Annotated in this window: 10 protein-coding genes; 3 read left to right on the top strand and 7 right to left on the bottom strand. The window is 64.7% G+C overall.

Going from position 1 to position 12838, the window contains the following annotated elements; all coding sequences use genetic code 11:
- Positions 1–270: 270 nt before the first annotated feature.
- From QZM35_RS19475 to QZM35_RS19455, 5 genes are all read right to left on the bottom strand, one after another.
- Positions 271–1281: a HoxN/HupN/NixA family nickel/cobalt transporter gene (locus QZM35_RS19475; RefSeq protein WP_174941971.1), complete on the bottom strand. Its 1011-nt coding sequence runs from the start codon at positions 1279–1281 to the stop codon at positions 271–273.
- A 165-nt stretch (positions 1282–1446) separates the two neighbouring features.
- Positions 1447–3558, bottom strand: coding sequence for an elongation factor G (fusA, locus tag QZM35_RS19470; RefSeq protein WP_089426158.1), 2112 nt, complete (start codon positions 3556–3558; stop codon positions 1447–1449).
- 214 nt (positions 3559–3772) lie between these two features.
- Complete coding sequence (locus tag QZM35_RS19465) at positions 3773–4273, bottom strand: DUF192 domain-containing protein (RefSeq protein ID WP_089426157.1); 501 nt, start codon at positions 4271–4273, stop codon at positions 3773–3775.
- A 163-nt stretch (positions 4274–4436) separates the two neighbouring features.
- A complete protein-coding gene (locus tag QZM35_RS19460; protein WP_011352970.1) occupies positions 4437–4652 on the bottom strand; it encodes a hypothetical protein in 216 nt (71 codons plus the stop codon).
- A 281-nt stretch (positions 4653–4933) separates the two neighbouring features.
- Positions 4934–5512: a pseudouridine synthase gene (locus tag QZM35_RS19455; protein WP_301776644.1), complete on the bottom strand. Its 579-nt coding sequence runs from the start codon at positions 5510–5512 to the stop codon at positions 4934–4936.
- Between the two features lie 277 nt (positions 5513–5789).
- Between QZM35_RS19455 and icd the strand changes: the two genes are divergently transcribed.
- Positions 5790–7046, top strand: coding sequence for an NADP-dependent isocitrate dehydrogenase (icd, locus tag QZM35_RS19450; protein WP_006478026.1), 1257 nt, complete (start codon positions 5790–5792; stop codon positions 7044–7046).
- A gap of 282 nt (positions 7047–7328) precedes the next feature.
- A complete protein-coding gene (locus QZM35_RS19445; RefSeq protein WP_089431605.1) occupies positions 7329–9557 on the top strand; it encodes an NADP-dependent isocitrate dehydrogenase in 2229 nt (742 codons plus the stop codon).
- Between the two features lie 122 nt (positions 9558–9679).
- Here the strand turns inward: QZM35_RS19445 and QZM35_RS19440 are convergent, their stop codons facing one another.
- Positions 9680–9904, bottom strand: a complete 225-nt coding sequence (locus QZM35_RS19440) for a hypothetical protein (RefSeq protein ID WP_089426154.1) — start codon at positions 9902–9904, stop codon at positions 9680–9682.
- 668 nt (positions 9905–10572) lie between these two features.
- Between QZM35_RS19440 and QZM35_RS19435 the strand changes: the two genes are divergently transcribed.
- The gene (locus QZM35_RS19435; protein WP_301776643.1) at positions 10573–12165 is read left to right on the top strand and encodes a multicopper oxidase family protein; all 1593 of its coding nucleotides are present in this window, start codon (positions 10573–10575) and stop codon (positions 12163–12165) included.
- A gap of 184 nt (positions 12166–12349) precedes the next feature.
- On the opposite strand, the gene QZM35_RS19430 is transcribed toward QZM35_RS19435, so the two are convergent.
- Positions 12350–12553 (bottom strand): cold-shock protein, encoded by a 204-nt coding sequence (locus QZM35_RS19430; protein ID WP_006478030.1) that lies wholly within the window; start codon positions 12551–12553, stop codon positions 12350–12352.
- Positions 12554–12838 lie beyond the last annotated feature (285 nt).

Genomic DNA, 12838 nt, shown 5'->3' with positions numbered 1-12838 from the left:
CGATGCCTCGTCGCCGCGCGGCTATCTAGGTGTGGTGCAGGGGGCCGGTAAAGATTCGTAGTCCTGTCGGCAGCCGATCGCGTCCGGGCGGGCGCTGGACGCCAGCCGCGAGCGCGGAACGGTATGCGGGCCCGCCGTGCGAATCCCTATCTGCGAGATCCGTGCCACCGGCCGCTTGCGCCCGTCGCGCAAGGCGCACGCGAGTGCGCGACGGCGCCTGCAACGCCTTGGGGGGAGTTTTGTTTCCGGAATGAAACGTCTGAGCTATGTTCAGCGTGCAGGCGCATCGGCCGCACGCTGCCAGCGGTGGAACAGGATCGACGCGATCCAGCAGACGAGGAACAGGGCGACGATGCCGTAGCCGATCGAGCCGAAGCGTTCGCCGAGCGCATCGAGCGCGTCGCGCACGGGGCCCGTCAGCGACAGCTTGTCGGCCAGCAGGCCGGCTGCCTCGATCCCGCCGATCGCCAGTGCGACGGCCGCCGACACGAACGTGATGCTCGCGTTGTAGAGCAGCTTGCGCTGCGGATCGTCCATCGCCCAGCCGTACGCGTGAATCATCAGCACGTTGTCGGTCGAGTCGATCAGCGTCATGCCGGCGGTGAACAGCGCGGGAAACAGCATGACCGTATAGACCGGCAGCCCCTGGCTCGCCTGTGCGGCGGCGATCGCGAGCAGGCCGATTTCGGTTGCAGTATCGAAACCGAGCCCGAACAGCACGCCGACCGGATACATGTGCCAGCTCTTCGACACGAACCGGAACAGCGGTCGCAGCAGCCGGGACACGAGCCCGGCGGGGCGGTGCACATGCGCGGCATCGTGCGCATGCCCGTGCGTGCCGCGATAGCGCCGCCAGACGTCGCGCAGGATCACCAGGTTCACGCACGCGAGCACGAGCAGGAAGGTGGCCGACACCGCCGTGCCGATCGTGCCGCCGATCTCGCGGAATGCGTCGAACCGGTCGCGCAGCGCGAACGCGGTCAGCGCGATGCCGAGCGTCGCAGCGATCACGATCGTCGAATGACCGAGCGAGAAGAACAGCCCGACGCTCACCGGACGCTGGCCTTCCTGCATCAGCTTGCGCGTTGCAACGTCGATCGCGGCGATGTGATCGGCGTCGACCGCATGACGCAGCCCGAGCCCGTATGCGATCGCCGCGGTGCCGAGCAGCAGCGGATGATCGCGCAACACGGCGAGCGCCCACAGCCAGACGGCGGCGTTCGCGGCGATCAGGCCGGCATAGAGGATCAGCAGGCGGCGCAGGGCAGGGGTGGGCGGCATCGGGATGGTTCCATCTGATGAATCGCGATGCATTGTGGCACGCGAAAAAAAACCGGGACGTGCCGATCAAAAAAGGCCGTGTGTGCGGTGCGCGCGAATGAAAAAAGGCCCGTCCGGAACCGGACGGGCCTTGCCTGCAAGCAGCAGCGCGCGAGCGCGCCGCGCTTACTTCACTTTCGCGTTGATCACGCCTTCCGATACGTTGGCCGGCGTTTCCGCGTACTGCTTGAACTCCATCGTGTAGGTCGCGCGGCCCTGCGTGGCCGAACGCAGCGACGTCGAATAGCCGAACATTTCCGCGAGCGGCACTTCGGCTCGCACGAGCTTGCCGCCGCCACCCGCGATGTCTTCCATCCCCTGCACGATGCCGCGACGGCTCGACAGGTCGCCCATCACGTTGCCCATGAAGTCCTCGGGCGTTTCCACCTCGACGGCCATCATCGGCTCAAGCAGCACGGGCTTCGCGCGGCGCATCGCTTCCTTGAACGCCATCGAGCCGGCCATCCGGAACGCGTTTTCGTTCGAGTCGACGTCGTGGTACGAGCCGAACGTCAGGTGCACCTTCACGTCGACGACCGGATAGCCCGCGAGCACGCCGCTCTTCAGCGTCTCGGTGATGCCCTTGTCGACGGCCGGGATGAATTCGCGCGGAATCACGCCGCCCTTGATCTCGTCGAGGAACTCGTAGCCCTTGCCGGGGTTCGGCTCGAGCGTGATCACCGCGTGGCCGTACTGGCCGCGACCACCCGACTGCTTGACGAACTTGCCCTCGACGTCGGACGCCGTCGTGCGCACCGTCTCGCGATATGCGACCTGCGGCTTGCCGACCGTTGCCTCGACGCCGAATTCGCGCTTCATCCGGTCGACCAGGATTTCGAGGTGAAGCTCGCCCATCCCCGAAATGATCGTCTGGCCGGATTCTTCGTCGGTCTGCACGCGGAACGACGGATCTTCCTGCGCGAGGCGGTTCAGCGCCAGGCCCATCTTTTCCTGGTCGGCCTTCGTCTTCGGCTCGACGGCCTGCGAGATCACCGGCTCCGGGAATTCCATCTTCTCGAGGATGATCGGCTTCGCCGGATCGCACAGCGTGTCGCCGGTGGTCGCTTCCTTCAGCCCGACGGCCGCCGCGATGTCGCCCGCGCGCACCTCCTTGATTTCCTTGCGCTCGTTCGCGTGCATCTGCAGGATCCGGCCGAGCCGTTCCTTCTTGTCCTTGGTCGCGTTGAGCACCGTGTCGCCCGATTCGACGACGCCCGAATACACGCGGAAGAAGATCAACTGGCCGACGAACGGGTCGGTCATGATCTTGAACGCGAGCGACGAGAACGGCTCGTCATCGCTCGGATGGCGTTCCGCCGGCTTTTCCGGATCGGCGAAGTCGTGGCCGAGGATGGCCGGCACGTCGACCGGCGACGGCAGGTAGTCGATCACCGCGTCGAGCATCGCCTGCACGCCCTTGTTCTTGAACGCGCTGCCGCACAGCATCGGCACGATCTCGTTCGCGATCGTGCGCTTGCGCAGCGCGGCCTTGATCTCGTCCTCGGTCAGCGATTCATGGTCGTGCAGGTACTTCTCGAGCAGTTCCTCGCTCGCTTCCGCCGCGGCCTCGACCATCTTCTCGCGCCATTCGTGCGCGAGCTCGACGAGGTTCGCCGGGATGTCCTCGTACGAGAACTTCACGCCCTGGCTTTCGTCGTCCCACACGATCGCCTTCATCTTCACGAGATCGACGACGCCCTGGAAATGATCTTCCGCGCCGATCGGAATCTGGATCGGCACGGCGACGCCTTTCAGGCGCTCGCCGATCTGCTTCTGCACGCGGAAGAAATCGGCGCCGATGCGGTCCATCTTGTTGACGAACGCGATGCGCGGCACCTTGTACTTGTTGGCCTGGCGCCAGACGGTCTCGGACTGCGGCTGCACGCCGCCGACCGAGTCGTAGACCATGCACGCGCCGTCGAGCACGCGCATCGAGCGCTCGACTTCAATGGTGAAGTCGACGTGCCCGGGCGTGTCGATGATGTTGATCCGGTGCTCGGGATAGTTGCCGGCCATGCCCTTCCAGAAGGCCGTGGTCGCGGCCGACGTGATCGTGATGCCGCGTTCCTGCTCCTGCTCCATCCAGTCCATCGTGGCCGCGCCGTCGTGCACTTCACCGATCTTGTGGCTCACGCCGGTGTAAAACAGGATGCGCTCGGTCGTCGTGGTTTTGCCGGCATCGATGTGAGCGCTGATCCCGATATTTCGATAGCGCTCGATGGGGGTTTTGCGGGGCACGTGAACCTCCTTAGGTTCGGATGTAAGCGGGCCGACAGCGGCGGCCCGGGCTGGACAAGCGAGACTTAAAGCATAGCGCTTGCGCGTGGCTTTTGCAGATGCGGCCGGCGGCGGAATCAAGCCGGGTGCCACCGCCGGCGGGCGAAAAAAAAGCCGGCGCGCAACGGGCGGCCGGCTTCGGTCGGTGCGCGGCGCGGTGCCGCGGCAATGGCCGTTACTGGGCCTTCGGCAGGCCTTCGAGCTTCATTCCGGGCTTGATGCCCTTCGTCGCGAACCAGCCCTTGCTCATTTCGAGCGCATAGACGCCGTTGTTGCGCGGGCAGTGGTTGTCGGTCGTCTCGGCCTTCATCTCGTCGATGTCGGTGATCGTGCCGTCCGCGCGGATGAACGCGATCGACAGCGGGATCAGCGTGTTCTTCATCCAGAAGCAATGCACCGCGTTCTCGTTGAACACGAACAGCATGCCTTCGTTCGGCGCGAGCTGCGAACGGTACATCAGCCCCTGTTCGCGGTCGGGGTCGTTCGCGGCGACGGCTGCGTCGATCACGTACATGCCGGCGCGCAGCTTCACGCGCGGGAATTCGCTCGGCTGCTTGGCGCCGGGCGGCACTTGCGCGCTGGCGGCCTGCATGCCGAACGCCATGACGGCGAGCGCGGCGGGAAACACGGCGGCGCGCGCAAGGCGGCCGAGCGACGAGCGCAGGGAGAATTGCACAGCAAGGCTCCTATCTGGAAAACGAGACCCGCATGGTACGCGATGCGCGTCGTCGGGCACAAAAAGAAAAAGGCAGATCGCCTTGCGGTGATCTGCCTTTCAACGCCGTAAGAACGGCAAGACTGCGTGTTCTTGACTGCGTTATTTATTACAGCAAGCTTACTTAGTTCGAAGCAGCTGCCGGTGCTGCTGCGTCGCTCGCTGCAGCCTTCTTCGATGCCTTGTGGTGCTTCTTAGCTGCGTGGTGCTTCTTAGCAGCGTGCTTTGCCGGTGCCGAAGCAGCTTCAGCAGCAGCCGGAGCAGCTTCCGGAGCCGATGCTTGTGCGAATGCAGCCGTTGCGAAGAGACCAGCGACCAGAGCAGCGATCAGTTTGTTCATGTTGTGTTCCTCAGCTTTAGTTAATTAACCAAATGACCCGGCAATAGGAGTCATGTCGTCTAACGGTGCCATCCACCTTTCGGTTGACAGACGCTTCGAGAAATTTCTCATTGCGCTGCGGGCGCCGAATCGTATTCGATAAAAACGTCGCTTTCGTGACGCAAACACGGGTTCGGCTGCCAATGCCGGATAGCTAAGGTTGGCATCTGCGTGGTTTAACGCGCGATCTTCGCAGCCGGTTGACGAAAAAGATGACGAAAAATTCGCCTATCCCGAATTCGTCATCCGGCGGGCGCGAAACCCTCCCACGGTGCGCGTGGCGGCAGTGCGATTGTTTCTCCCGGTGCAATGCTGAGCGCGAATATATCCAGGGCGCCGATGCCGACACGCACCAGGCGCAACGTCGGGAAGCCGACGGCCGCCGTCATCCGGCGTACCTGCCGGTTCTTGCCCTCGGTGATTGCAAGCTCGATCCACGTCGTCGGGATCGCGGCGCGGTAGCGGATCGGCGGAGTGCGCGGCCACAGGGTGTCGGGCGGTTCGATGAACTCGGCGCGGCATGGACGCGTCACGTAGTCGCCGAGGTCGACGCCGCGCGCGAGCGCCTTCAGGTCGGCGGTGCCGGGCGCGCCCTCGACCTGCGCCCAGTAGCGCTTGACGAGCTTGTGGCGCGGCTCGGCGATGCGCGCCTGCAGCGCGCCGTCGTCGGTGAGCAGCAGCAGCCCCTCGCTGTCCGCGTCCAGCCGGCCGGCCGCGTAGACGCCGGGCGTTTTGACCCAGTCGCCGAGCGACGGGCGCGTCTCGTGCGCGGAAAACTGGCAAATCGTGCCGAACGGCTTGTTGAGGGCGATCAGGTTCATGGCGGGGCGTCCGCCCGGCGCGCCGCGGGAAGCGGGGGCGGGCGGTCTATGGCAAATGGCGGAATCTTAATGCATAATACGGAACGGCAAGTCCTCTGTCTTATATAAGACATAAGTGGGGTCTTGATACGCAGTGCCGCGCTTCATGCCGAAGTGCCCGGTTGGGGCGCTAGAATAGCGGCTCGCTGTTGCCGTCACGGGGTGGCCATGCCGCGCCCCCGCCGCGCGCGCAGCTTCGACCAGCATCACCTGCTCAGCCACGTCACTGGAGTCGATCATGCCGTATCAGCACATCAAGGTTCCGGAAGGCGGTGACAAGATCACCGTCAACAAGGACTTCTCGCTCAACGTTTCCGATCAGCCGATCATTCCCTATATCGAAGGCGACGGTACGGGCTTCGATATCACGCCGGTCATGATCAAGGTCGTCGACGCGGCGGTCGCGCATGCCTACAAGGGCAAGCGCAAGATCCACTGGATGGAGATTTTCGCGGGCGAGAAGGCGACGAAGGTGTACGGTCCGGACGTGTGGCTCCCGGACGAAACGCTGCAGGTGCTGAAGGAATACGTGGTGTCGATCAAGGGGCCGCTCACGACCCCGGTCGGCGGCGGGATCCGTTCGCTGAACGTCGCGCTGCGCCAGGAACTCGACCTGTACGTGTGCCTGCGCCCGGTGCAGTACTTCAAGGGCGTGCCGTCGCCGGTGCGCGAGCCGCAAAAGATCGACATGGTGATTTTCCGCGAGAACTCGGAAGACATCTACGCAGGCATCGAATGGGCCGCGGGCTCCGAGCAGGCGAAGAAGGTGATCAAGTTCCTGCAGGACGAGATGGGCGTGAAGAAGATCCGCTTCCCGGAAACCTCGGGGATCGGCGTCAAGCCCGTGTCGACCGAAGGCACCGAGCGTCTCGTGCGCAAGGCGATCCAGTATGCGATCGACAACGATCGCAAGTCGGTCACGCTGGTGCACAAGGGCAACATCATGAAGTTCACGGAAGGCCTGTTCCGTGACGCCGGCTACGCGCTCGCGCAGAAGGAATTCGGCGGCGAGCTGATCGACGGCGGCCCGTGGATGCGCGTGAAGAACCCGAAGACGGGCAACGAGATCGTGATCAAGGATTCGATCGCCGATGCGTTCCTGCAGCAGATCCTGCTGCGCCCGGCCGAATACGACGTGATCGCCACGCTGAACCTGAACGGCGACTACATCTCCGACGCGCTGGCCGCGCAGGTCGGCGGCATCGGGATCGCGCCGGGCGCGAACCTGTCGGATTCGGTCGCGATGTTCGAAGCGACGCACGGCACCGCGCCGAAGTACGCGGGCAAGGATTACGTGAACCCGGGTTCCGAGATCCTGTCGGCAGAAATGATGCTGCGCCACCTCGGCTGGACGGAAGCAGCCGACACGATCATCGCCGCGATGGAGAAGTCGATCCTGCAGAAGCGCGTCACCTACGACTTCGCGCGCCTGATGGAAGGTGCGACGCAGGTGTCGTGCTCGGGCTTCGGTGAAGTGCTGATCGAGAACATGTAAGACCCCTTCCGGGGTGGGCCGGCAGGTTGCCGGCCGCCCCGGCGCCTACTGCCGGCGCCGGAGCGTTTCGTGGATGGCAGGTTTGTTGGCAGGGCGGTCCGGCATGCGGGCCGCGGCGCCGCGATGCGGCCCGGAGCCCCTGCAAGGTAGAACATGACGGCCCTCGCAACACCACCGCCCGGCTAAGCCGGCGCGCCCCTTTCGCGACCGACCCGGTCGCTCCCCGCCGGTTACCCGCCGGCGCTCCCTGTTCAACAATCACGTAGCAATGCTTTGACCACCATGTCCACTTCGCCCAAGATCATCTACACCCTCACCGACGAAGCGCCCGCGCTCGCGACCTATTCGCTGCTGCCGATCGTCAAGGCCTTCACGCGCTCGTCCGGCGTTGCCGTCGAAACGCGCGACATCTCGCTCGCCGGCCGCATCATCGCCGCATTCGCGGACGTCCTGCCGCCCGAGCAGAAGGGTTCCGACGATCTGGCCGAACTGGGCCAGCTCACGCTGAAGCCGGAAGCGAACATCATCAAGCTGCCGAACATCAGCGCATCGGTGCCGCAGCTCAAGGCCGCGATCGCCGAACTGCAGGCGCAGGGCTACAAGCTGCCGGCCTACCCGGAAGATCCGTCGACGGACGAAGAGAAGGCGGTCAAGGCCCGCTACGACAAGATCAAGGGCAGCGCGGTGAACCCGGTGCTGCGCGAAGGCAACTCCGACCGCCGCGCGCCGCTGTCGGTCAAGAACTACGCACGCAAGCATCCGCACAAGATGGGCGCGTGGAAGGCGACGTCGAAGGCCCACGTCGCGCACATGAGCGAAGGCGACTTCTACGGCAGCGAGAAGTCGGCGCTGATCGCCGATGCCGGCAGCGTGAAGATCGAACTCACGACGACCGACGGCGCGAAGAAGGTGCTGAAGGAAAAGACGGCCGTGAAGGCCGGTGAAGTGATCGACGCATCGGTGATGAGCCGCAATGCGCTGCGCAGCTTCATCGAAGCGCAGATCGCCGACGCGAAGGCGCAGGACGTGCTGTTCTCGGTGCACCTGAAGGCGACCATGATGAAGGTCTCGGACCCGATCCTGTTCGGTCACTTCGTGTCGGTGTTCTACCGCGACGCGCTCGCGAAGCACGCGGACGTGCTGGCGAAGGTCGGCTTCAACCCGAACAACGGCATCGGCGACCTGTACGCGCGCCTGAAGGACCTGCCGGCCGACACGCGCGAAGCGATCGAAGCCGACGTCAAGGCTGAGTACGCAGTGCGTCCGCGCCTGGCGATGGTCAACTCGGACAAGGGCATCACGAACCTGCACGTGCCGAGCGACGTGATCGTCGACGCATCGATGCCGGCAATGATCCGCGATTCGGGCGGCATGTGGGGCCCGGACGGCCAGCTGTACGACGCGAAGGCCGTGATTCCGGATCGCTGCTACGCCGGTGTCTACCAGGCCGTGATCGAGGACTGCAAGCAGCATGGCGCGTTCGATCCGGTCACGATGGGCAGCGTGCCGAACGTCGGCCTGATGGCGCAGGCGGCTGAAGAATACGGTTCGCACGACAAGACGTTCCAGATCCCGGCGGACGGCGTCGTGCGCGTCACCGACGAAGCGGGCAACGTGCTGCTCGAGCATGCCGTGGAAGCGGGCGACATCTGGCGCATGTGCCAGACGAAGGACGCACCGGTGCAGGACTGGGTCAAGCTCGCGGTCAACCGCGCACGCGCGACCGGCGCACCGGCCGTGTTCTGGCTCGATCCGGCTCGCGCACACGACGCGCAGATCATCGCGAAGGTCGAGCGTTACCTGAAGGATCACGATACGAACGGCCTCGACATCCGCATCATGACGCCGGTCGAAGCCACGCGTTTCTCGCTCGAGCGCATCCGTGCGGGCAAGGACACGATCTCGGTGACCGGCAACGTGCTGCGCGACTACCTGACCGACCTGTTCCCGATCATGGAACTCGGCACCAGCGCGAAGATGCTGTCGATCGTGCCGCTGATGGCCGGCGGCGGGATGTTCGAAACGGGTGCAGGCGGCTCCGCGCCGAAGCACGTGCAGCAGTTCGTCGAGGAAGGCTTCCTGCGCTGGGATTCGCTCGGCGAATTCCTCGCGCTGGCCGCGTCGCTCGAACATCTCGGCAACGCATACCAGAACCCGAAGGCGGTCGTGCTCGCGAAGACGCTCGACCAGGCGACCGGCAAGTTCCTGGACGAGAACAAGTCGCCGGCGCGCAAGGTCGGCGGCCTCGACAACCGCGGCAGCCACTTCTACCTGTGCCTGTACTGGGCGCAGGCGCTGGCCGAGCAGACCGAGGACGCGGCGCTGAAGGCGCAGTTCGAAGGCGTGGCGAAGGCGCTGTCCGACAGCGAAGCGCGCATCCTGGAAGAGCTGGCGGCCGCGCAGGGCAACGCGCAAGCTATCGGCGGCTACTACCGTCCGAACGTCGACCTGACGAGCCAGGCCATGCGCCCGAGCGCGACGCTGAACGGCATCGTCGACGCGGTCGCCTGACGCAGGCCGCGCGATCGCGCGGGCCCAGGCATGGGCCGGTGCGGCGGATTGAGCCGTTCGCTGCCCGGCATTAAGACAAACGCCCCGGTCGCCCGGGGCGTTTGTCGTTGCAGATGTGCCATTCAGACGTGAACGATTTCCCACTCGGCGATTTCGTCCGGCACTTCGAGCGTCGCCGTGTCCAGTTCGGACGGTTGCGCGCAGTCGCCGCGGGAGATGCGGTCGGCCGCGATTTCCGGGCACGAGAACGCGCCGAGCGAGGCGTTGCCGAACGTCGCTTCCCAGCCGCCGTTTGCCGGCAGGATGTAGAACGACCCGAGCGCTGAACCAAAGCGAAATCCCTTCATTTCCGTTCTCCCTTTCTGATCACAAGCGATTCTGGTGTGCCGCCCGCCGGCTTGGCCGGCTGTGGCCCGACTGGCTGCTTGCGCCGGGTTCCGTATCGAACGTCGCGGCGAAGCGTCAGTGCATGGAACAAAGTCTACGTCCGCGGCCCGCTCGGATGGTGCATGTAGAACGGCTTCGCTAAACAAAAATTCTCTTTTAAAAACAAATAATTATTTCCATCGTTTTGTATTGCGGAACGTTTTTTGGCATCGCGAAACGGGGATTTTGTGCCCTGCACCACGAATTTTTATAACGCAGAGACTTGTTCCGCATCATGAAATATTGGCGGGTTTACGGATCGGCGAAGTGACCGGCGCCGTGGTGGAGCCGAACGGCAGGCGCGAGGCGACCGCCTGGAACTGCCCGGGGCAGGGTTGAGTGGCGCTTCGGCCGTGAGCGAAGAGCCGTGGATCGCCGATCGACGCTGCGTGCCGAATCGGGTGCGGCGTTGTCGAGCCCTGCGGCGTATCGCCGCCCGGCCGGCCGCGGCGCGTCTCGATTTTGGCCTGCGGTTATGATGACGCGGGCATCAGGATTTGCGTCGCGCATCGGCGCATCGGCGCTTCGGCCGGCCGGCGCGGGCGTCGCGGCGGCCGCGCGACCCAGCATGGATAACGAGGAACGATTGATGATACGGAGAACCTTCCTGTCGCGCGCCATCGGTGTCGCGGCCGCGTCACTGTTCGCGCGCGTCGCGTGGGCGCAGCATGCCGGCCACGCCGGCATGGCCGGCATGGCCGGCATGGACTCGATGGACGACATGCCCGGCATGTCAGGGATGGCGGGTCACGGGCAGCACGGCAAGTCCGCACCGGCTGCGCTCGCGGCCGCCGGCGCGCCGCTCGCGGCGCTGCGCACGCTCGCGAACGAAGGCCGCGAGCCCGGCACGTTCCGGGCCACGCTGGTGGCGCAGCCCGTGGCGCGCCCGATGCTGCACGGTGCACGGCCGACCACGTTCTGGCAGTTCGGCGCGGGCACGCAGGGCCCCGTCGTCGGTCCTCTGATCGACGTGCGCGAGGGCGACACGGTCGAGATCAAGTTCGTGAACAAGCTGCCGCAGCCTTCGACCATCCACTGGCACGGCCTGCCGGTGCCGCCTGACCAGGACGGCAATCCTTCCGATCCCGTCGCGCCCGGCGCGTCGCGCGTGTACCGCTTCACGTTGCCGAAGGGGAGTGCCGGCACCTACTGGTACCACCCGCATCCGCACATGATGACGGCCGAACAGGTCTTCCGCGGGCTGGCCGGCCCGTTCGTCGTGCGCGCCGCGGACGATCCGCTGGCGGGCTGGCCCGAGCGCAACCTGTTCGTGTCGGACCTGAAGCTTGCGCGCGACGGCACGATTGCACCGAACGACATGATGGACTGGATGAACGGCCGCGAGGGCCAGTTCGTGCTGGTCAACGGCGCCCGCCGGCCGCGGATCGACGTCGCGGGCGACGAGCGCTGGCGTGTGTGGAACGCGTGCAGCGCGCGCTATTTGCGCGTCGCGTTCGACGACGGTCGTACGTTCGAGCATGCGGGCACCGACGGCGGGCTGTTCGACGCGCCGCGCCGCGTCACGTCGCTGTTGATCGCGCCGGGCGAACGGGCGGAGCTGCTGGTCCGCGCCGGCGACCGGGCGTCGCGCGCCGTGCTGCAGGCGGCTGAATACGACCGCCGCAAGATGTCGATGTCGCACGATGACGGACACGGCAGCCTGCCGCCCGATCCGGCGCTGGCGCTGGCCGACGTCGCATTCGCGCCGGCCGCCGCACGTGCGCTGCCGGCGACCCTGCGCACGGTGCCGCCGCTGGGCGAGCCGGTCGCGCACAAGACGGTCGAGTTCGGCGAAGAGATGGACATGGACGCGATGATGAAGGGCGCGGCGCACGGCCGTCCGGCCGGCATGCGCTTCACGATCAACGGCGACACTTACGCGCCGCATCGCGCGACGTTGACGAGCCGCCGTGGCGACGTCGAGCGCTGGACGATCCGCAACGGCACCGACATGGATCACCCGTTCCACCTGCATGGCACGCAGTTCCAGGTGATCGAACGCGAATCGGGCGGTTCGCGCACGAGCGAACCGTTCCGTGCATGGCGCGATACGGTGAACGTGCGCAGCGGCGAAACCGTGACGATTCTCGTCACGCAAGACATGCCCGGAGAGCGCATGTTTCATTGCCACATTCTCGAACACGAGGATCTCGGCATGATGGGCACGCTGAAGGTCGTGTAACGAGGCGGTGATTATGTTTCACGCGCGGGATGAGTATCCGATCTGCGCGCGTGACAAGACAATGTATGTTCAATTATCGGGATTGAACGAAAAGGCCGGCCAATCGATTATCGATTGGCCGGCCTCAAATAAAGAAACCCGGCGCAAACCATGCGCCGGGTTTCTTCGTCTGATATCCGGTGCCTTATGCGGCCTGGATGTTCGACGCTTGCTTGCCCTTCGGTCCTTGAACGACGTCAAAGCTCACCTTCTGGCCTTCCTTCAGCGTCTTGAAGCCATTCATGGTGATAGCCGAGAAGTGCGCAAACAGATCCTCACCGCCCTCATCGGGAGTGATGAAACCGAAGCCCTTCGCGTCGTTGAACCACTTAACGATACCAGTTGCCATTTCCTACTTCCCCTGTCACACAGTCGCTGCTACTTACCACGAGCACGCTCGAAAAGCTAAACGACCTGAAAAACGCAGCCGTTCCCCCCTCACAAGCTCACCTCGGCCTCTTTCATTTTGCCAACCGGCAAATTGAAAAAAGTGCCAGCTTGATTGTTGGCGCTCTTTATTGGAGTGTCAAGTGGAATTTTTAGACGTTTAGAGGGACGTTGTAAAGAACCCATTTTCAGGGTTTTTCCGGCTTTGCTTGGCAGCACGCGGCCAAGCGCGAGGTCTTGAAAAGCC

This window comes from Burkholderia sp. AU45274 (assembly GCF_030482505.1).
GTDB lineage: Bacteria > Pseudomonadota > Gammaproteobacteria > Burkholderiales > Burkholderiaceae > Burkholderia.
The sequence above is the reverse complement of the archived record's forward strand: the minus strand, read 5'-3'. Positions and strand labels throughout refer to the sequence as shown.